Origin of the sequence: Pseudomonas sp. JV414, assembly GCF_032424305.1 — a bacterium.
Classification (GTDB): domain Bacteria; phylum Pseudomonadota; class Gammaproteobacteria; order Pseudomonadales; family Pseudomonadaceae; genus Aquipseudomonas; species Aquipseudomonas lini.
This window is the reverse complement of the sequence record NZ_VYKC01000003.1, coordinates 87,937-108,640: the sequence shown is the minus strand read 5'-3', so window position 1 is coordinate 108,640 and position 20,704 is coordinate 87,937. Positions and strand designations below refer to the sequence as shown.

The 20,704-nt window shown below is 60.0% G+C and carries 17 protein-coding genes and 1 pseudogene; 6 read left to right on the top strand and 12 right to left on the bottom strand.

All coding sequences use genetic code 11. From position 1 onward, the window contains the following. Window position 1 precedes the first annotated feature (1 nt). The 4 genes from F6R97_RS05185 to F6R97_RS05170 form a co-directional block, all read right to left on the bottom strand. Window positions 2-1,393, bottom strand: coding sequence for an aldehyde dehydrogenase family protein (locus F6R97_RS05185; RefSeq protein WP_315866173.1), 1,392 nt, complete (start codon window positions 1,391-1,393; stop codon window positions 2-4). Between the two features lie 9 nt (window positions 1,394-1,402). After that, window positions 1,403-2,776 carry a glutamine synthetase family protein gene (locus tag F6R97_RS05180; RefSeq protein WP_315866172.1) on the bottom strand — a complete coding sequence of 458 codons (1,374 nt, stop codon included), beginning with the start codon at window positions 2,774-2,776 and terminating at the stop codon, window positions 1,403-1,405. A gap of 226 nt (window positions 2,777-3,002) precedes the next feature. Then, window positions 3,003-4,760 carry an L-lactate permease gene (locus tag F6R97_RS05175; RefSeq protein ID WP_038982637.1) on the bottom strand — a complete coding sequence of 586 codons (1,758 nt, stop codon included), beginning with the start codon at window positions 4,758-4,760 and terminating at the stop codon, window positions 3,003-3,005. Between the two features lie 101 nt (window positions 4,761-4,861). Then, window positions 4,862-5,503, bottom strand: a complete 642-nt coding sequence (locus F6R97_RS05170) for a TetR/AcrR family transcriptional regulator (RefSeq protein ID WP_123722224.1) — start codon at window positions 5,501-5,503, stop codon at window positions 4,862-4,864. Between the two features lie 100 nt (window positions 5,504-5,603). On the opposite strand from F6R97_RS05170, the gene F6R97_RS05165 reads away from it, so the two are divergent. Beyond that, window positions 5,604-6,257, top strand: a complete 654-nt coding sequence (locus tag F6R97_RS05165; RefSeq protein WP_038982635.1) for an NAD(P)H-dependent oxidoreductase — start codon at window positions 5,604-5,606, stop codon at window positions 6,255-6,257. A 227-nt stretch (window positions 6,258-6,484) separates the two neighbouring features. Here F6R97_RS05165 and F6R97_RS05160 read toward each other — a convergent pair whose 3' ends face one another. Beyond that, window positions 6,485-7,432: a class I SAM-dependent methyltransferase gene (locus tag F6R97_RS05160; protein WP_315866171.1), complete on the bottom strand. Its 948-nt coding sequence runs from the start codon at window positions 7,430-7,432 to the stop codon at window positions 6,485-6,487. A gap of 203 nt (window positions 7,433-7,635) precedes the next feature. Here F6R97_RS05160 and F6R97_RS05155 point away from each other — a divergent pair, with 203 nt between their 5' ends. The 3 genes from F6R97_RS05155 (at window position 7,636) to F6R97_RS05145 (ending at window position 10,047) form a co-directional block, all read left to right on the top strand. Beyond that, window positions 7,636-8,043, top strand: a complete 408-nt coding sequence (locus F6R97_RS05155) for a response regulator (RefSeq protein WP_048397082.1) — start codon at window positions 7,636-7,638, stop codon at window positions 8,041-8,043. A 131-nt stretch (window positions 8,044-8,174) separates the two neighbouring features. Beyond that, window positions 8,175-8,843, top strand: a complete 669-nt coding sequence (locus tag F6R97_RS05150) for an HAD-IA family hydrolase (protein WP_038982632.1) — start codon at window positions 8,175-8,177, stop codon at window positions 8,841-8,843. A 271-nt stretch (window positions 8,844-9,114) separates the two neighbouring features. Next, window positions 9,115-10,047 carry a pyridoxal-phosphate dependent enzyme gene (locus tag F6R97_RS05145; RefSeq protein ID WP_038982631.1) on the top strand — a complete coding sequence of 311 codons (933 nt, stop codon included), beginning with the start codon at window positions 9,115-9,117 and terminating at the stop codon, window positions 10,045-10,047. A 69-nt stretch (window positions 10,048-10,116) separates the two neighbouring features. Here F6R97_RS05145 and F6R97_RS05140 read toward each other — a convergent pair whose 3' ends face one another. The 5 genes and pseudogenes from F6R97_RS05140 to F6R97_RS05120 form a co-directional block, all read right to left on the bottom strand. After that, window positions 10,117-10,413, bottom strand: coding sequence for a DUF2388 domain-containing protein (locus F6R97_RS05140; RefSeq protein WP_038982630.1), 297 nt, complete (start codon window positions 10,411-10,413; stop codon window positions 10,117-10,119). Window positions 10,414-10,514: 101 nt separating this feature from the next. Further along, window positions 10,515-10,754, bottom strand: a pseudogene (locus tag F6R97_RS05135) (hypothetical protein); the annotation flags it as partial. A 73-nt stretch (window positions 10,755-10,827) separates the two neighbouring features. Then, window positions 10,828-12,504, bottom strand: a complete 1,677-nt coding sequence (locus F6R97_RS05130; RefSeq protein WP_315866170.1) for a Na/Pi cotransporter family protein — start codon at window positions 12,502-12,504, stop codon at window positions 10,828-10,830. A gap of 210 nt (window positions 12,505-12,714) precedes the next feature. Beyond that, window positions 12,715-15,435 (bottom strand): magnesium-translocating P-type ATPase, encoded by a 2,721-nt coding sequence (mgtA, locus tag F6R97_RS05125; protein ID WP_315866169.1) that lies wholly within the window; start codon window positions 15,433-15,435, stop codon window positions 12,715-12,717. 298 nt (window positions 15,436-15,733) lie between these two features. Continuing rightward, complete coding sequence (locus F6R97_RS05120; protein ID WP_315866168.1) at window positions 15,734-16,030, bottom strand: hypothetical protein; 297 nt, start codon at window positions 16,028-16,030, stop codon at window positions 15,734-15,736. 545 nt (window positions 16,031-16,575) lie between these two features. Here F6R97_RS05120 and F6R97_RS05115 point away from each other — a divergent pair. Beyond that, a complete protein-coding gene (locus F6R97_RS05115) occupies window positions 16,576-17,685 on the top strand; it encodes an NAD(P)/FAD-dependent oxidoreductase (RefSeq protein ID WP_315866167.1) in 1,110 nt (369 codons plus the stop codon). 216 nt (window positions 17,686-17,901) lie between these two features. Next, window positions 17,902-18,408 (top strand): DinB family protein, encoded by a 507-nt coding sequence (locus F6R97_RS05110; protein ID WP_038982626.1) that lies wholly within the window; start codon window positions 17,902-17,904, stop codon window positions 18,406-18,408. A 141-nt stretch (window positions 18,409-18,549) separates the two neighbouring features. Here F6R97_RS05110 and F6R97_RS05105 read toward each other — a convergent pair whose 3' ends face one another. Both F6R97_RS05105 and F6R97_RS05100 read right to left on the bottom strand, forming a co-directional pair. Continuing rightward, the gene (locus F6R97_RS05105; RefSeq protein ID WP_038982625.1) at window positions 18,550-19,944 is read right to left on the bottom strand and encodes a sensor histidine kinase; all 1,395 of its coding nucleotides are present in this window, start codon (window positions 19,942-19,944) and stop codon (window positions 18,550-18,552) included. Continuing rightward, complete coding sequence (locus F6R97_RS05100) at window positions 19,922-20,605, bottom strand: response regulator transcription factor (protein WP_048397077.1); 684 nt, start codon at window positions 20,603-20,605, stop codon at window positions 19,922-19,924. The genes F6R97_RS05105 and F6R97_RS05100 overlap by 23 nt, the downstream gene beginning before the upstream one ends. Between the last annotated feature and the right edge of the window lie 99 nt (window positions 20,606-20,704).

Sequence of the window (20,704 nt, the reverse complement as noted above, 5' to 3'; positions counted from 1 at the left end):
CTCAGATCTCGTGGCGCAGATGGAAGGATTTCGCGCGGGTCAGGTGTTCATAGCCAAGACGCGACAGCGTTACGCCGCGCCCGCTGTTTTTCACCCCGGTCCAGGCCAGGGCCGGGTCCAGATAATCGCAGCGGTTCATGAACACGGTGCCAGTGGCGATCTCGTCGCCGATGCGTTCGGCGGCGGCCAGGTCCTGGGTCCAGATGGAAGCGCTGAGCCCGAACTCACTGTCGTTCATCAAGGCGATGGCTTGGTCGTCGCTGGCCACCGGCATGATGCCGACCACCGGGCCAAAGCTTTCTTCGCGCATCACCGACATTTGATGGGTGACGTCCACCAATACCTGCGGCGCGAGGTAGGCGCTGCCCGGTGCGTCGGCAGGAAAGTCCTTTGGATCGATCAGCGCCCTGGCCCCTTGTGCCAGCGCATCGGCGATCTGCCCGCGAACGAATTCAGCGGCGCTCGGTGTGATCAAGGGGCCGAGGGTGGTGGCTTCGTCCAGCGGATTGCCGAGTACGTATTGGCGGGTCAAGGCGACGAAGCGCTTGATAAAGGCCGGGTAAATTTTTTCATCGACATAGATACGTTCGACGGCGCAGCAACTCTGTCCGGAGTTGAAGAAACTGCCGTCCACCAGGTTTTCCACCGCATGTTCAAGGTTGGCGTCTGCCCGGACGTAGGCGGGGTCTTTGCCGCCAAGCTCCAGGCCTACGCCGAGGAAACCTCCGACGGCCGCTTGTTCCATGGCCTTGCCGGCGTCCACCGAGCCTGTGAAGTTCACCTGTTGTACGCGTCCAGAGGCAATGATCGCTGCGGTATAGAGATGACTAAGCAGCAAGTTCTGAAACAGTCCTTCGGGCAGATTGGCGCGGCGAAAGGCCTCGGCGAAACGCTCGCCCACCAGCAACGTTTGCGTGGCGTGCTTGAGGATGACGCTGTTGCCCGCCATCAGCGCCGGAATGATCGTATTCACCGCCGTTAGATAGGGGTAATTCCACGGTGCGACGACCAGCACCGTACCCAGCGGTTCACGTTTGATACATCGCCGAAAACCGGCGATGGGTGCAGGTTCAATCGCTGCCAATGCCTCAGGCGCAATGGCGATCATGTGCCGCGCACGTTCTTCGAAGCCGCGCAGTTCGCCGGCGCCGAAGCGTATCGGGCGGCCCATCTGCCAGGCCAGTTCCGGCACGATCTCGTCTTTCATCGCCAGCATCGCGTCCACGGCGGCGCTGCATAAGGCTGCGCGTTCGTTCAGTGGTCGGCGCTTCCATTGCGCCTGGGCGGTTGCGGCAGCTGCCAGAGCCTGCTCGATCTGCGCTGCATCGGCACGGCGGCGTTCGGCGTAGACCCGGCCATCGACCGGGGAGATAAGTTGAACGATCTCAGTCATGGTGTGTGCTCAATAACGCTCGAAGCCGCGCTGCAGTTCCCAGTCGGTGATGCGCCGGTCGTACTCTTTCTGTTCCCACTCGGCGGTGTGCACGTAGTGGTCGATCACCTCATCGCCGAACGCCTCGCGCAACATGCTCGACGCCTTGAGTGCGGCGCAGGCTTCGCGCAGGGTTTTCGACACTTCGGGCAAGTGCTCGTCGACGTAAGCGTCGCCCTCGAAGGGCGGAGCAAGGCTGAGCTTCTCGTCGATACCGGCCAGGCCAGCAGCAATCAACGCAGCGAAGGCCAGATAGGGGTTGAGGTCGGCACCGCCGATACGGCATTCGATGCGGATGGCCTTGCTGCCTTCCGCGCATAAACGAAAGCCTGCGGTGCGATTGTCCCGACTCCAGACGGCCCGCGTCGGCGCGAAAGTGCCGGCCTGAAAGCGCTTGTACGAATTGATGTAGGGCGCAAGAAAACAGGTGATGTCGTTGGCGTATTTGAGCTGTCCGGCCACCCAGGAGCGCATCAGCTTCGACATGCCAAATTCGGCCTTGGGATCAAAGAACAGCGGCTTCTTGGCATTTTTGTCCCACAACGAATTGTGCACATGGCTGCTGGAACCGGCGGCGTCATAGCGCCACTTGGCCATGAACGTGATCGCCTTGCCCTGCAGTTGCGCGATCTCTTTGCAGGCGTGTTTGATGATCACGTGATGGTCAGCCATGGTCAGGGCATCGGCATAACGGATGTTGATCTCTTCCTGCCCTGGCCCCCATTCACCCTTGGAGTTTTCCACCGGAATGCCGGATGCCTGCAGGTGTTTGCGAATCGCCCGCAGCACCGGTTCCTCGCGGGTAGTCTGCAGGATGTTGTAATCCTCGATGTAGTGACCGGCAGTCTTTGGCTTGTGGTAGTTGCGCTTGTGAATAGCCTCGTAACTCTCGTCAAACAGATAGAACTCCAGCTCAGAGGCGAACATACCGGTATAGCCGCGTTCGCGCAGTCGTTCGACCTGCTTTTTCAGGATCGCCCGTGGGCTATGGGGCAGGTCGCGCCGATGGTGATGATCGAGCACGTCGCAGAGCACCAGCGCCGTGCACTCAAGCCAGGGCACCCGACGCAAGGTGGCCATGTCGGGTTTCAGGACAAAGTCGCCATAACCTTTGCTCCAGCTGGCCGCGGCGTAACCCGGCACCGGTTCCATGTCGATGTCGTCAGCCAGCAGGTAGTTGCAGCAGTGGGTTTCTTCGTGGCCGCTGTCGATGAAAAACTCGACCTGGAATCGCTTGCCGACCAGTCGCCCTTGCATGTCGACCATGCAGACCAACACGGTATCGATCTCGCCTGCGGCAGCGGCGCGCTTGAGTGCATCAAAGCTGAGGAGGGGCTCGGTCATCACGTCAATCCTGCGTGAAAGGTTTGGGCCTGTCTGAAATAGCTGTTGCAGACGCTCTCCAGAACAAACCAAAACCTGCAGAATCGAGCATCGTGAGCAATGAGCTGCTGAAAGCTTAGCCTACTGTTGCCATGCGCAAGTTTCGGCCTGAAATGAGCGGCGATTATTTGGCCTGAACCATGGCTCGGGTACGACTCCGAGCCATGGCGAACAGCGGTCGCCTCGGTTAATTCCCGCCCACCACCATATGGCTGAACGGCGCCACATACGCTTGCAGCGTTACCAGCCCGCCGACCAGAATCGCCAGCACCACGGAGTGGAAAAACACGTAGCGCAGGATTTCCCCTTCATGGCCGTACCAGCGGGTGGCGGTGGACGCGACCACGATCGACTGGGCGTCGACCATCTTGCCCATGACCCCACCGGAACTGTTGGCCGCGGCCATCAACACCGGACTCAGGCCCAATTGCTCGGCCGTTACCCGTTGCAAGCCGCCGAACAGCACGTTGGAGGCCGTGTCCGAGCCGGTCAGGGCAACGCCGAGCCAGCCAAGCAACGTGCCGAACATGGGATAGAAAATGCCCGTTGCGGCGAAGGCCAGCCCCATCGTGGCGTCGAGGCCCGAGTAGCGGGTCAGGAAGCCCAGGGCAAGCATGGCCACAATGGTGATCAGCGAGTAACGCACCACCCACAGCGTTCGCAGGTAATGGTGCAGCAGCTGCGGGATGGAATAGCCCATCAGCAGCCCGCCGAGGATCGCCGCCAGCAAGATGCCGCTGCCGGTGCTGGTGAACCAGTTGAACTTGTAGACGGCGTCCTCGGTTTTAGCCACGGGCACCACGGGCGGGACCTTCTCGATCTGTTGGTGAATGGTGGTGAAGGTCAAGGTCGGGGCAAAGATCGGATTCGCTTCGCGCATCGGCTTGCCCTGAGGGTCGAGCTTGGCCGAGCTGGTTTGCGGATCTATCGCCGGGCGGGTATCGAATAGGTTTTTGAAGCTTTGGGTGCCCCAGGCGAAGACGAAGACGGTGAGGATGATCCACGGCAACCATGCCCGCATCACGGCAGGTTTTGCATCGCTGGCAAAGGTCGCTGTGGGTTTCTCGTCCGGGTCCGCCTCTACCCTGGAGTCGTCGGTCCGGCCTGACAATGCGGCGGAGGTATGCACAGTGGCCGGCTTCCAGACCTTGAGGAAACCGGTCAGGCAGGCCATGGAAATCAGCGCGGCGATTACATCCACCAGCATCGGCCCGTGGTAGTTGGACACGAGGAACTGCGGTATGGCGAAGCTGACGCCAGCGACCAGGATCGCCGGCCAGATTTCCAGCATCTTGCGCCAGCCGGCGAAGGCCCAGATCAGCCAGAACGGCACGATCACCGAGAAAAACGGTAGCTGCCGGCCGACCATCATCGACAGTTCCATTTCATCCAGGCCGGTCACTTTGGCCAAGGTAATAATGGGCGTGCCCAAGGCGCCGAACGCCACGGGCGCGGTATTGGCGATCAGTGCCAGGCCAGATGCGGCCAGAGGCGAAAACCCCAGCCCGATCAGAATGGCCCCGGTCACCGCCACGGGGGTGCCGAAACCGGCGGCCCCTTCGAAGAAAGCACCGAAGCAGAAGGCAATCAGCAGCAGTTGCAGACGTCGATCGTCAGTGATGCGCGCCAGGGAATCCTGCAGCACTTTGAACGAACCGTTCTCGGTGGTCAGCCGGTGCAGGAAAATGATGTTGAGCACGATCCAGCCAATCGGCAGCAGACCGTTGGCGGCACCGTAAAGCGCGGCCGAGCCCGCCATGTTCGCCGGCATGCCGAAGGCGAAGATCGCAATCAGCAAGGCCGAGCCCAGGGCCAACAACGCCGCCAGATGCGCCTTGATGTGGAAAAACGCCAGGGAGACCAGCATCACCACCACCGGCACCGCCGCCATGATGGTTGATAGCATCGGGTTATCGAAAGGGTCGTAGATTTGCTGCCAGACCATGTTCCACCTCTGCTTTTTATTGTTGTAGCGCAGGCCCCCAAGGGGGAAGGTGGCTTCTAGTATAGGTGGCATTACGCTGCTGTCCTGGCGGGGCCAGCCGTTCAGGTTTCGAGGCCGTCCCCGAGGCGTGCGCTCCTTTCGACCATCGCCACGATCGTTGCGAAAAGTTCGTCCTGTGCCTGCACTGGCGTGATCTCGCCAGTCGCGGCGGCATGGGACAGCGCCTCGGCTGCACCGAGCATTGCCCGAAGACTGGCTGGCGTGATTTCGCCCGTTCCGGCGAAAGGGAGGAGGGCGTTGCGGCATTTGTCCATGAAGATCGCTTCGTACTCGCGCTTGATTTTTTCCAGCTCGGGTGAGCTGGTCAACGCGGCGATCACGCCGGGTATCTCGCGGCCCTGAAGAAGGACGCAATCAACATAAGACGAGGCGATGACCATTGCTTTGCTGGCCAGGGTCGGTTCACTGGTTTGAAGCGCGGCGTCCATGAGCGCGGTCTGACGCGCGTCGAACTCCTGATAAAGCGCCGCCAGCAACCCGGGGCGGGTGGTGAAATGGTCGTAAACCACCGGTTTTGTCACCCCTGCCAGCTCGGCGAGCCGGCCAAGCGTCAACCCGTCCGTGCCTTCCTCTCGAACCAGCTGCCAAGCGACATCCAGCAACTGGCGCTGGCGCTCTTCCCGCGACATCCGGCGGCGCGGTTGCGGGCTGGAATCCTGCTCAGGTGTTTCAGTGCTTGACATGCTTATATACCAAAAGTAGCTTACTGATCGTAACTTACCAAGAGTATATAAGGCTCGCTTCTAGCCCTCAATCACTCATTCCGTAGCAGGAGTTTTCGACATGCACGCGCTCATTGTTGTAGCTCACCATGATGCCCAATCGCTCACCCATAGCCTCGCCAGGCATATTGCCGAAGGTGTATGCGCGGCTGATTCCGACCACTCTTTCGAAATCGCAGACCTCTGGGCGCAAGGGTTCGATCCGCGGTTCGGCGCGGCCGATCTCGCCGTCCATCACCGGGAAGCCCCACCCCCTGCCGATGTGGTCGCCGAGCAGGCCAGGATTGATCGCGCCGATGCGCTGGTGCTGGTTTATCCGGTTTATTGGTGGTCGATGCCAGCGCTGCTCAAAGGCTGGATCGATCGGGTGTTCGCCAATGGCTGGGCGTTCGATTTCAGTGCGGATGCCAAGTTGGAGAAGAAGCTTCGCCATCTGCGAGTTCACCTTGTCGGTGTCGGTGGCGCCGATGCGGGAACCTATGCGCGCCATGGTTATGCCGATGCCATGAAGACGCAGATTGACCATGGGATCTTCGATTATTGCGGTGCCTGCGTTGTAACGTCCGAGCTGCTGCTCGACTCGGAAATCCAGGCGCCGACGGTTCATCTGGAGGCTGCTCGGGTGATCGGTCGTGAGCTTTTCGGTGGATCCAGATGCAGCGACACGGCCCAGAATGTTCACCATTGCCGACCAGTCAGCGCTGATGCTTTTTGAAAGACAAAAAAAGAGCCTCGAGCTCTTTGATGGGGAGGAAGTAGAGCCAGAGGCTCAAGATGCGCATGAAACAAGTGGTGAGCTTATTGGGGTTCAGTTCACTCACCACCTACGCAACGGCTTAAACCTCCAACCGCCACGTATCAACATCGTAAGAAGCCGGGGGCTGGCACTCAAGTACCATTAGTCTAATCCCCCCGGCCAGCCTGGCTGCTGTTGAAGCAACATCAAAAGATCGCAGCCTGTCTGAACACCAACGCCTTCAACCCGCACTCAACATCGGCATCCGGAAACTCCGGCGGATTTTCCAACCGTTGCTCAAACCGCAAGCTCGGCGCTTCGCGGGTGACGCCGTCGATGAGAAAGTCCGCACCGAAAGCCGGGTCGTTCATGCAGGCCAGTACCGTGCCCTGAGGGCTGAGCAGTTCCGGCAGGCGGCGCAGCACGCGCTGATAATCCTTGGTCAGCAGAAAACTGCCTTTCTGAAAGGACGGCGGGTCGATGATCACCAGATCGTAAGGACCATTGTTGATGACCTTGCCCCATGACTTGAACAGGTCATGGCCGAGAAAACTCACCTTGCTCAGATCATGCCCATTGAGCCGATGATTGTCGCGGCCACGGCTCAGGGCCGAGCGAGCCATGTCCAGATTGACCACATGCGTAGCGCCTCCCGCAATGGCGGCCACCGAAAACCCGCAGGTATAGGCGAACAGGTTCAACACCCGCTTGCCATCAGCATTGGCCCGCACCCAATCACGGCCGTAGCGCATGTCGAGGAACAGGCCGGTGTTCTGTTTGCGGCCCAGGTCCACGCGATAATGCAGGCCGCCCTCGGTGATCGTCATCTCTTCGATCGGCTCCCCGAGCAGCCATTCGGTGGTGCTTTCCTGCAGGTATCGATGTTGCAGCAGCAAGGTATGCGCGCCGGATTTCGCCCATGCTGGCGATTGCGTGATCGCCATCAGCCGCTGCTTCAAATCGTCCAGTTGCGACGCTTGCGGTTCCTTGAACACGCAGACCAGCACCACGCCCTGCAGCCAGTCGACCGTCAATTGCTCCAGCCCCGGCCAGCAGCGGCCACGGCCGTGGAACAGCCGACGGGTTTCTGCGGGCGCAGCCGCAAGTGCAGTTAGCAAATGGTCGTGGAGGACGGAGAGGGCATCTGGGTTCATCGGGCAAGGTCGGCCATGCATGGGGGGGCGGCATTTTAACCACAATTATGCGCTGACAAACTGTCGTATTTGTCAGCCTGGACGGAGAATGTCCACGTCAGGTGTATCAAAAATGAATTTTCCACGAAGTCCGCTGCTCATACGTGTAGGTGGCGGATTTGAGCCCGCGCAAATCATTTACGTAATCAGGGAGTGGCACAGTCATGGGTCCAGTATCGACGGCGGGCGCGCACTTGTCTGACGGATTGATTCTTGTGGTTGAGGATGACCCGTTGATCCTGGAGTTTCTGTGCGAAATTCTTCAGGAGGAAGGCTTTGCGGTTGAACCACAGGTCAGCGCGGACGCCGCGTCGCAGTATCTGGAGCAGCACGCGCCGGAGGTGGGACTGTTGCTGACGGACATCACCATGCCGGGCAAGCTCAATGGCGCAGACCTGGCCAATCAGTTCGGCGACCGTTGGCCGGACAAACCGATCATGATCATGTCGGGCTTCGAAACCCCGAAAAGCTCCGGGGTCAAGCATCGGGTTGCGTTCATCAAGAAGCCTTGGGCAGTGGGGCAGTTGCTCGATTGTGTGCAAAACGCCTTGCATTCGAACCGGAGCCTGTAGGAGCTGCCGAAGGCTGCGATCTTTTGATCTTGCTTTAAAAAACGAAGATCAAAAGATCGCAGCCTTCGGCAGCTCCTACAAGGGTGATGTACATTGGCTGACAACATTCGCCTGGTTCTGGAAATCGCCCTTTGTCCGTTCAAGCATCCGTGTTCAACACCTCGTACCGCGCCTTTCTGTTCGATATGGACGGAACTGTCCTCAATTCCATCGCTGCCGCCGAGCGGATCTGGACCATCTGGGCCCTGCACCACGGCGTCGATGTCGACACCTTCCTGCCGACCATCCACGGCGTTCGCGCCATCGATACCATCAACCGTCTGGCCTTGCCCGGGGTGGACGCTGAAGCTGAAGCCGCGTGGATCACCGAGGCGGAAATCGAGGATGTGGAAGGGATTGTCGAAGTATCCGGCGCGGCGAGTTTCCTCAAGTCGTTGCCTGCCAACCAATGGGCCATCGTCACCTCCGCGCCACGGGCACTGGCCCTGCGCCGAATGGCGGCGGCAGGCATTCCCGAACCAGGCGTGATGATCACCGCCGAAGACGTCAGCGCCGGCAAACCCGACCCTGCGGGTTATCGGCTGGCCGCTCGTCGGTTAGGGGTCGCGCCCAACGAGTGCCTGATCTTCGAAGACGCCGCCGTGGGGATTCTCGCCGGTGAAGCGGCGGGTGGGCACGTCATGGTTATCACTGCGACCCACGTTCATCCGCTCCAGACCCCGCATGCCACTTTGGCCTGTTATGACACGGTCGAGGTACGAGTGGATCTCCACAGCCAAATCAGCCTGCACACACTTTAATGTGGGAGCGGGCTTGCTCGCGAAGGCGGTTCATCATTCAACATTGATGTCGACTGATACACCGCCTTCGCGAGCAAGCCCGCTCCCATAGTAGATTTGTGGTGGGTTCAGTAAATTCCGGGAATCAACCGCCATCACCAGGGTTGCCAGCGCATCGCCAGACGATAGCCGCGGGGCTGGGTGAACTAAGCTTGGATAAGGCTAATTCGATCTATTCACTCCCGACTCGTTGAACATCTCGATGAGCCGAGGGCGTCACAAGGAGCACACGATGCTTCACATCAGAACGCCCCTGATTCTGCACCCGGGCCTGTCCACCCCGGCCCGGCGGATCTGGCTCAAACTGGAAAACCTGCAACCCAGCGGCTCGTTCAAACTGCGCGGCATGGGCCTGCTGTGCAGTCAGGCAGCGGAGCAGGGCAAGCGCAAAGTGGTTTGTCCTTCCGGTGGTAACGCCGGGTTGGCCACCGCCGTGGCCGCGGCCAGCCTTGGGCTGAAAGCCTGCATCGTGGTGCCGAACACCACCCCGGAAACCACTCGCGCCAGGATCAGGAAAACCGGTGCCGAGGTGATCGTCCACGGCAAGGTCTGGGACGAAGCCAATCAACGGGCGAAAGAGCTCGCAAAGGGTGCGAACACCGAATATGTGCCAGCCTTCGATCATCCGGTGTTGTGGGAAGGGCACAGCACGATGGTCGATGAAATTCTCGAGGACTGTCCTCAGGTCGATGTGTTGGTGACGTCGGTGGGTGGCGGAGGGTTGCTGGCGGGCCTGCTCACTGGATTGATCCGTCATCAGCGCATGGATTGTCGGATCGTTGCTTGTGAAACCCAGGGCGCGGCGTCTTTCGCGGCCGCCATCAGTGCCGGCCACCCGGTCAGATTGCCGCGCATCGATACCGTCGCCACGTCACTTGGCGCGGCGCAGGTGGCGGCTTGGCCGGTGCAGCACATCCTCGACTTTGCCCACGAATGCGTGGTGCTCAGCGATGATGAGGCGATCATGGGCGTGGTTCGTTACGCCAACGACCTGCGCCAGTTGGTCGAGCCGGCGTGCGGCGTTTCATTGGCGGTGGCATACCTGGACCATCCGGCGATTGCCGAGGCCCATGATGTGGTGATTGTGGTGTGCGGCGGTGTCAGCATCAACGCGCAATTGGTCGCCGGCTGGGCGCGCCTGTCCGCTGGGACGCAAGCAACCTAGGGCCCGAACACTATCCGGTGTTGCGAGCCCCACGGCTGACTTTTTCAGGTTTCAGCGACCGACTGGACCTTACTGAGCGAGGATCGCTCTGGCCAGCTCCTCGTCGCTAGCCTTGAGGTCGGGATGATTTTGTCGAATCTCCTTCAACACCGACTCCAGGTAAACGCCGCGAATCGTACCGCCACTCGCCACGAAGCTAGAAGCGTCATCCCGTGCGGGAATCACGATTTTGTCATCCTTGAACGTCGAGTACAGCGATGCGGAGACACCGGCCGAGGTGGCGACATCTTTTGCATCCACATCGGCCATGGCCGAACCAACGGGCAAACAAAGCACTAGTGAAGATATGAGCAACAGACGGCGCATGACGGCGTCCTCCAAAAGCGTAAAGGAAGTAACACATAATTTAGGATGCCTGGCAGCGCTCAGGAGTTCCCTGCCGATTCGATATATGCACAGGCGACCGCTCAGAACCGTACGGTAGCCCCAGTGGTCAGCCACTGATCACGCTGGCCCGTGAGGTCGTGACCCATCACCAGATCGACATCGACCCGCTCGCCGATGTGCAAACGCGGCCCGGCCTGCCAGGCCTGTTCGCCCCCTTGCTGGCCATAGCGTTCGGCGACCAGGGTCAAGGACCTGGCGAGGTCATACTCGACGCCGGTGCCCCAGGTCCAGCGATGGTTTTGCTCGCCGTCGTCATAGGCAGCAGGTCAGCCGTTTAATCCGTAATGCGATCCGGAGCAGCTGCCGAGCTCGCGAGGCTGCGTTCGGCAGCTGCTATAAGGAATGCGTCGCGGCTGAAGTTGTTTTTGATGGGTTCTCCTTCACCAGATCGATGTTCTCGACCGAGCGCTCACCGGCACGTTCGAGCAGCGGATACGCCAGCGCGGCGATGTGGTGATGCATACGCCGGTAATCACGCAGCACCCGTTGGAAAATATCGCCGGATTCAGCCCAGGTACTTTTGTCTTCCTGCAACTGGCGAAAATGCTCGCGGCTGGCTTCTGCTTCGAGCCTTCTGACAGTCTCTTTGCGTTGGATCAATTGGTGCGCGGTGGCGATGTCTTCGCGCAGGAACACGGTGATCGCCAGGCTCAAACTTTCCAGCAATGCGTCGTGCAGCGGGGCGATGTTGCCCAGTTCGAAGGCCGAGAACTGTTCACCCCGGCGCAAACGGCGCATGGCCAGCTGTGCGAGGCTGCTGGAAAGAATGTCCGCGGCATGTTCGAGGTTGATCACGAACGTGAGGATTTCCTGGGAGCGATCGGCATCGCTGTCACTGATGCCTTCCTTGCCGATGTCGGCCAGATAAGCCCGAATCGCCGCGCTGAGCAGGTCCAGGGATTGATCGATGCGCCGCACTTCATCGGCGCAGGCCGGTAGCGATGTGTGGAGCAGATGCAACATCCGGCCGAGCATGGCCGAGAGCATGTCGGCCATGCGCAACGCTTCGCGGGCGGCATTCGACAAGCCGATGTTGGCCACTTCCAGACCGGCCTCATCCAGGTAGTGCGGCATGCCAGGGTCGACATCCCGCTCAGGCGCCGGCAGCCATCGGGTGAGGGCATTGGCGAGCACGTCGGTCAGGCCGATGAACACCAACCCCAGCAGCAGATTGAAACCGGTGTGCAGGCACACCACCAGCGTCGAAGGCGCGAGCGGTGTCTGAGCGAGCAGCCCGGCAAACGGCAAGACCACCACGGCACCGACCGCCCGCACCAGCAGATTGCCCAGCGGCAGGCGTCGGCCGACACTTGAACCGGCATTGATGACCGAAGGCAGCGCACCGCCAATGTTCACCCCCAATACCAGCGCGACAATCGTGCTGGCCGAGAGCATGCCGGTCGCGGCCAACGAGACGATCAGCAGCACCACGGCCACGCTGGAGTGGCAGAGCCAGGTGAGGATCAGCGCCACCAGCAACGCAATCAGCAGGTCGCCATCAAGGCTTTGCATGATGAGCTGGAAGATTGGCGTGCCTTCGACTTCCGCCAGCGTCGAACCGAGCATGTGCAGGGCCAGCAGCATCAGCCCCAGGCCGATCAACGCGCAACCGACGCTTTCGTAGCGCGAGTCATCACGCAGCCGAAAGATGATCAGACCCACCAGCAAAACAATGGGTGTGAGCATCGACACATCGGCGCTGAGCAGTTGCACCACCAGGGTCGAACCGATGTTGGCGCCGAGCATCACCGCCAGTGCTGGCGCCAGTCCCAGTGTCCCGGCGGCGGTGAACGAAGTCGCCATCAGGCTGACGGCGGTGCTGCTTTGCAGGACGCCAGTGATGCCGATGCCGGACAGCAAAGCCATCCAGCGGTTATTCAGGTTGTGGCCCAGCCATTGACGCAATGGCGTACCGAAGCCGCGCAACAGCGCCGAAGAAATCATATGAGTGCCCCATAGCAACAGGGCGATGGAGCCAGCGAGGTTGATCAGTAGAGTAGTTCCCGACATGAGGACTCTCCCTTTTTGCGTGTTGCATTAATTTATGGCCCGAACACAAAAAACTGTGGGAGCGGGCTTGCCCGCGATGGCGGTGTATCAGTCGACATCTCTTTTGAATGTCAGCCAGCTATCGCGGGCAAGCCCGCTCCCACAGGGATTGCGGTGTTCAATCCATTAGGGTTTGCCCACACATACACACACCACAGGGAGTTCAGGCCATCAGAACCATTGCTTGAAGCGACGGATGTAGAGGGTCTTCATGACCTGCGCGAACACGCAGTAGCTGAGCAACGTGCCGACCAGCCATGGAAAGTACGCCCACGGCAGCGGTTGCAGACCGACCAGCGTGCCCAGTGGCGAGAACGGAATGTAGATGCCCAGCACCATCACCAGCCCGGTCATCAGGATCACCGGCAACGCCGCAGTACTCTGGAAAAACGGGATTTTCTGCGTGCGCAACATATGCACCACGAGGGTCTGGGACAGCAGCCCTTCAATGAACCAGCCGGACTGGAACAGGCCCTGCATTTCCACGCTGTTGGCGGCGAACACGTACCACATCAGGGCGAAGGTAGTGATATCGAAGACCGACGAGGTCGGCCCGATCCACAGCATGAAACGGCCGATATTCTTCGCATCCCACTTGCGCGGCTTGCGCAGGAATTCCTTGTCCATCTTGTCCCAGGGCAGCGCCAGCTGAGAGATGTCGTACATGAGGTTTTGCAGCAGCAGGTGGATCGACAGCATCGGCAGGAACGGAATGAACGCACTGGCCACCAGCACCGAGAACACGTTGCCGAAGTTGGAGCTGGCGGTCATGTTCAGGTACTTCATGATATTGCCGAAAGTTTCGCGGCCCTTGAGCACACCTTCTTCGAGCACCATCAGGCTCTTTTCCAGGAGGATGATGTCGGCCGATTCCTTGGCGATGTCGGTGCCGCTGTCCACCGAAATACCTACGTCGGCATCGCGCAGAGCAGGGGCGTCGTTGATGCCGTCACCGAGGAAACCCACGGTGTGACCGTTGGCCTGCAACGCCTTGAGCACCCGGGATTTCTGCAACGGCGTCAGCTTGGCGAACACCGTGCGTTCCTCGACCCGTGCCTTGAGGGTGGCTTCGTCCATCTTCTCGATGTCTTGCCCGAGCAGCGGCATGCCGGGTTCCAGGCCGACTTCGCGGCAGATCTTGCAGGTCACCACGGCGTTGTCACCGGTCAGCACCTTGACGGTCACGCCCATGTCGCGCAGCGCGGCAATCGCCGGGCCGGCGGTTTCCTTCGGTGGATCGAGGAAGGTCAGGAAACCGCGAATCACCAGTTCGCGTTCGTCAGTGGTTGCGTACTGGTTTTTCGTCTGTGCCTTCGGGATCTCGCGGGTAGCGACCAACAGCACTCGGAAGCCGTCCTGGTTGTACTCGTTGGCCAGGGCCAGCAGCGCCTGGCGACGTTGATCATTCAACGCCACGACAGTGCCGTTTTCATGGAGGTGGCTGGCGATGGTCAGCATTTCCTCGACCGCGCCTTTGCACACCATCAGGTGATCGTCGCGGCTGTCCTTGACGATGATCGACAGGCGCCGACGCACGAAGTCGAACGGCAGTTCATCGACCTTGCTGTAGGCGAACGGCACGCGGAATGTTGGATTGCGATTGGCGAACTGCACCACGGCCTGATCCATCAAATTTTTCAGTCCGCTCTGGTGATGGCTGTTGAGCCAGGCCAGCTCCAGCAGCGAATCGTCGCGTTGGCCATTGATGTCGACGTGGTGCTCAAGAATGATCTTGTCCTGCGTCAGGGTGCCGGTCTTGTCGGTGCACAGCACGTCCATCGAACCGAAGTTCTGGATCGCGTCGAGGCGCTTGACCACCACTTTGCGCTTGGCCATGGCCATGGCGCCTTTGGCCAGGTTGGCGCTGACGATCATCGGCAGCATTTCCGGAGTCAGGCCGACCGCCACTGCCAGCGCAAACAGGAACGCATCGCTCCAGTCACCTTTGGAGAAGCCGTTGAGCAGGAACACAATCGGCACCATGACCAGCATGAAGCGGATCAGCAACCAGCTGACGCTGTTCACCCCACGGTCGAACGCGGTTTGCACCCGTGAGCCGACAATGGCTTTGGCCAGTGAGCCGAAGTAGGTGCGCGAACCGGTAGCGACCACCACCGCTTTGGCGGTGCCGCTGACCACGTTGGTGCCCATGAAGCAGATGTTCTGTAGGTCGAGCAGGTTGGACTGATCGGCTGCACTGCTGGTGGCCGATTTTTGTGCCACGTCCCCCAGCGTGTCGTACTTCTCGACCGGCAAGGCTTCGCCAGTCAGCACGGCCTGGCTGATGAACAGGTCGCGGGATTCGATCAGGCGGATGTCCGCCGGGATCATGTCGCCAGCGCTGAGCTGCACGATATCGCCGGTCACCAGTTCGCGCATCGGCACTTCGCGCAGCACCGGCGGGCGGCCCTTTTGTGGGCGACGCAGGACGGTGGCAGTGGTGCGCACCATGGCCTTGAGGGTTTCGGTGGACTTGGCCGAGCGGTATTCCTGCCAGAATCGCAACAGGCTGCTCAGGCTGACCATGGTCATGATAATGATGACCTTGGTCAGGTCGGCGTCGTCGCCTTCACCCTGGCTGATCGGCAGCCAGTAGTCGGTGAAGAAGCTGATACCGGCCAGGGTCAGGAGCACATAGATGAAGGGATTGTTCAGGGCTTTGAGCAGTTGGATGAGGGCGTGAGGCGGCTTGTCGTGGGCGACTTCGTTGTGGCCACCACGCACCAAACGGCCTTCGGCTTCGAGTTCAGTCAAGCCGTCAGCGGTGGCGTTGAGGTTGGTGAGGGTTACGGCCAGGCCGTTTTGCGCTTCCCGGGCGGCACGCATCGACAGCTTGGCGTTGTCGCTGGAGGCGCCCCGGGTGGTTTTTTTTGCGGTTTTTACAAGGGTCATTGCTGTGCTCCTGCCGCAGGCTTGCGGCACGACACACAGGTACTCAGCTAATCAAAGACGAGCGCACATATGTCGAGCCGCAAATAAGCGATCGAGTCGGATGATTGTGTTTTGATGTTTTAACGTTCGCTGTCCATCAACTAATAAGTGATAGGCAGCGAACCGACTACTGGCTTCGTCCATAACTAATTCCAATAAAGTTTGTTTTTAACAGGCAATAGGAAGTTTTCGGATCTCGTTTTAAGAAAACCGTTCAGGAAGGACTTTGAAAGTTCTTAAAATCAAAAGTACCTTCAAATCAATTGGGAGTGCGTGCCCCGACGTACAGGCCGAGCATCAGGCTCGCCTGCTGGAAGAGGCGCGCGATGCGCCGACTCGGTGGGTCCTGGCTTTCGTCGAAGCTCCAGCGTTGCTGAAGCCGGCCCGTCGTCGGGCAGACGCGCCAGTTGGCACGAGGTTGTGCCTTGGCGTGGGCAGAAGGGGCGGAAAACGGGGCGCTGGGCCGAGTCGTCAACAGACGCTCACGGCAAAGCTTGACCCGCATGGTCGATGCAAAGGCGCGTACGCCTGGCATTACAGTGGTTTTGAAGTTCATAACATGCCTCTGGGCCGGACTGATTCCGGTGAGGCAAGTTACGGTGGAGCCTCAGGCTCTAGCGCAGCTCACCCGACCGAAAAGTCGAGTCCCGTCATTGTCTGGGTTATGTGCCAGATCCTGCCTATCTGCAGTCATCCGACAGCGACTAGATACTGTGTCCATTGAATTCTTTTGTGAGTTGATAAAATGCCGTTGTTATCGGCCCGGGCAATTTACTGAGCGAGGGGGGTGAAGTCAATCGTAAAAGTGCACTTAATGGCCGGTTAAACGGGGTTTGGTTATTGAAGTGTGTAGTGGTTCAGCTAAATGACAGTTAATTGCCGTTTTGATGGCTGTTGGATGGTATGTAGGAGCTGCCGAAGGCTGCGATCTTTTGATCTTTGGCATTTCAGCGGCCGCCGAAGATCAAAAGATCGCAGGCTTCGCCAGCTCCTACATGGACCGTATGTAACCCGTGACGAGATCTTCGTGGTCATGCTGGCGATAATCTCCAGCGTGGTCGATTATCGGTGGCAGGACAGGCTTGAATGTGTGGAGGGCAGGTGAGCGTCGATATCGAATGCGTGGTGGTCGGGGCTGGTGTGGTCGGGCTGGCGGTGGCCAGGGCGCTGGCTCGGGCCGGGCGAGAAGTGATTCTGGTCGAGGCGGGCGAGGGGATTGGCGTGGGCATCAGTTCGCGCAACTCGGAAGTGATCCACGCTGGCATCTATTACCCGAGCGGCAGTCTCAAGGCGCAATTGTGCGTGGAGGGCAGGCAACGGTTGTACGCCTTCTGCGATGAACGCGGCGTCGATTACCGGCGTATCGGCAAGCTGATCGTGGCCACCGATGAACGTCAGCGCCATGCCTTGCAAGCATTGATGGAGCAGGGCCGGCGCAACGGCGTCGATGACCTGCAATGGCTGGATGCCGGGCAGGCGCGGGCGCTTGAACCTGCGTTGTCTTGCGTTGCCGCGCTCTGGTCGCCGTCCACCGGCATCGTCGATTCCCATGCCCTGATGCTGGCGCTTCAGGCAGATGCTGAAGCGTGCGGTACTTCGATAGTCTTTCACACGCCATTGGAATGGGCCCGTTGCACCGGGCACGGTTTCGAGCTGCACATGGGCGGGGCCCAGCCGATGACGTTGAGCTGTCGGCAGTTGATCAACTGCGCGGGATTGTCCGCGCCTGAAGTGGCGAACCGGATCGAAGGCTTGCCAGCGCAGCACGTTCCCAAGGCCTGGCTGTGCAAGGGCAGTTACTTCAGTTTCAGCGGTCCGGCGCCGTTCCGGCATCTGGTTTACCCGGCACCGGAAAGCGCCGGGCTGGGTGTGCACATGACCCTGGACCTGGGCGGTCAGGCGCGTTTCGGGCCGGATATCGAATGGGTCGAGCACGTTGATTACCGCGTCGATTCGCGCCGTAGCGAAGGTTTCTATCAGGCGATCCGGCGTTACTGGCCTGCGTTGCCTGATGACAGCCTGCAACCGGCCTACAGCGGCATTCGCCCGAAGATCAGCGGACCGAGCGAGCCGGCTGCCGACTTTGTCATCAGCGGCCCGGATGTGCATGGCGTGCCGGGGTTTGTCAACCTGTTCGGCATCGAATCTCCGGGGCTGACCAGTTGCCTGGCGCTGGCCGAGCGGGTGGTGCAGCGTCTGATCCTGGTTTAATTCTCGACGAGATCCTGTAGCCGCAGATCACAATGTGGGAGCGGGCTTGCTCGCGAATACGGACTGCCAGTCGACAATGATGTTACCTGACACACCGCTTTCGCGAGCAAGCCCGCTCCCACATGGCACCAGCGGCTACAAGGTCGCGTATGGCGTGACCGATGATCAACGGGGGACTATTCTTGCCAATGCGCCCATCGATATGGGAGACCTCTGATGATCAACGTACGCACTGCCCGCATGCTCGCCGATTACAGGCGCTGGGCCGATCAGCGACTCTTCGACAGCCTCATGGCGCTGCCACCGGAAGAGCTCAACCGCAAACGGGTGTCGGTGTTCAGCAACATCATCGGCACCTTGAACCACATCTACGTGGTGGACTGCATCTGGCAAGCTCACCTGGAAGGCCGAGGGCACGACTTCAAAACCTCCCATGACCTGCTTCATACCGAACTCCCCGAGCTGCGAATGGCGCAACAGGAGATAGATCAATGGTTCTGTGGATGGACCTCGGCGCAGACCGACGATTCACTGGATCAACCCATCGAATTCACCTCCGTCTCGGGCGAAAGCGGGGTCATGAGCGCCGGCGCGATGCTGTTGCATGTGGTCAACCACGCCAGTTATCACCGAGGCTGGGTGGTCCAGATGTACGTCGAGATTCCGGCCCTGCCGCCGATAACTGATCTGCCGGTTTTTCTGCGCGAGGTTCCGGGGTACTGAGTCATCGCTGACTTAAGCAAATCCTGTGGGAGCGGGCTTGCCCGCGATAGCGGAGTGTCAGGCGACATAATTTTCTCTGTCAGGCCGCCATCGCGGGCAAGCCCGCTCCCACAGTTTATGTGTCAGTTCAGGAGATTTGGGTCAGGCCTGAGGCATCAAACTCTGCCGACAATCAAGCACCAACAGCGCACCACCCAGCTCGCTGCTGCCGACTTCCAGCGTAAACCCGTGCAGGCTGACAATCGCCGCGACGATCGACAATCCCAGCCCGAAACCGCTTTGCGGGTTACCGCCCTCGGCGCGATAGAAGCGCTGGAACACCGCCTCACGTTCGGCCAGCGCTATGCCAGGGCCGGAGTCGAGTACTTCGATTCGTGTATGCCCAGCGTCATTCACCCCACGCAAAATCACCTTGCCACCGGGCGGTGTGAATTTGATCGAGTTGCTCAGCAAATTCGCCACGGCTTCGAACAGCAGCGCCCGGTCGCCATTGAGTTGGGGCAGGGACTCGGGCAGTTGCAGTTCAAAAGTCAGTTCGCCTTCTTCCGCCAGCGGCAGATAAAAGTCATGCAGCTCTTGCAGCAACGGCACCGGGTCCAGTTGCACGAAACCCGAACGGCGCTGACGATCCTCCAGCTCGGAAATCCGCAGCAAGCCGCGAAAACGCGCCATCAAGGTATCGGCTTCGCCGAGCACTGAATCCAGTTGCACGGCCAGCGTCGAACCGTCATCGGCCTGCTGCTGAATCCGGTACAGCTGCGCCCGCAGGCGCGTCAGCGGTGTGCGCAGGTCATGGGCGATGTTGTCGCACACGCCCTTGACCTCGTTCATCAAGCGCTCGATGCGTTCGAGCATGGCGTTGACGATGGCGGCGAGCATGTCCAGCTCGTCACGGCGGTTGGACAGCGGCAGGCGTCGGGTCAGGTCACCGGCGACGATGGCTTCGGCGCTGGCCTGAATCGCCCGGATCCGCCGCAGCGGGCGCCGTCTCAATAGGTGCCAGCCGGCGATGCCAGGCAGAATGGTCAGCGACACGCCCCACAGCAGCGCGCGCAGGATGATCCGGGTCACCGCAAACAACGAACCATTGTCTCGCACCAGTACCAGCCAGCGTCCGTCGAGGGTCCGGGTCGCTACGGCATCGCAGCTGTCGGTGGGCAAGGTCGGGTCGTCGGCGTCGACGCAGTCGCTGAGGATGTGAATCTTGCCGTCCAGCGGCAGGCCTTGAGGGATCTGGCGCAAGGGGCCGCTGAGGTAGCGCTGCTGGTCATCGAACAGGCCATAGGCATCGATGCCGCGAATGTCGAACGTCACACTGGCGGCGAGGGCGTCCTCCAGTTGCTCGCCCGAAAAGCGTGAAAACAGATGCTGACGTTGCATCAATGAATGCTTGGCCAGGGTGTCCAGGTAGCTGGACACCTCGTAGTACATGACCCCCATGAGAATCCCGCTCCAGGCCACGAACAGCGAACTGTAGAGCGCCAGCAAGCGGCTGCTGGAGGAGCGCCAGCCTTTAGAGGGGTTCAGCAATGACATAACCCGAGCCTCGCACCGTCCGAATCAGTGGGACTTTGCCTGGCGGGTCGATCTTTTTGCGCAGACGGCCGATGTGCACGTCGATCAGGTTGGTGCCGGGATCGAAGTGATAACCCCAGACCTCTTCGAAAATCATCATCCGCGACAGAATCTGCCCGGTGTTGCGCATCAGAAATTCCAGCAGCTTGTATTCGGTGGGCAACAGCGTCAGCAACTGGCTGTCGCGGCTGGCCTCGTGGCTGATCAGGTTCAGCTCCAGATCGGCCACGCGCAATGTGGTGGCCTGGGCGGTCACGGTGTTTTGCCGGCGCAGCAAGACTTCGACCCGGGCGGCCATTTCATCGGTGGCGAACGGTTTGGTCAGGTAATCGTCGCCGCCGGCGCGCAAGCCGCGAACCCGTTCATCGACATCGGAGAGGGCGCTGATCATCAGGATCGGCGTGGCCACGCCCATGGTGCGCAGGGTGGTGACAATCGCCAGACCATCGAGCTCCGGCAGCATGCGGTCGAGGGTGATCAGGTCGTAGTCGCCGCTGACCGCGCGCGCAAGACCTTCACGGCCATTGTCGACCCAATCCACGTCGAGGCCGTGGCTACTCAGTTCGGCGACGATTTCCCGGGCGGTCACAGCGTCGTCTTCGATGGTCAAGATGCGGGTCATAAGGGCTTGCCTGGTTAGGTGTTCAAGACGTTGCACGGCATTTTGCCAAGAAATGATCGATGGTTTTCTAAATAAAATTTCATGCAGGCATCGTTTTGA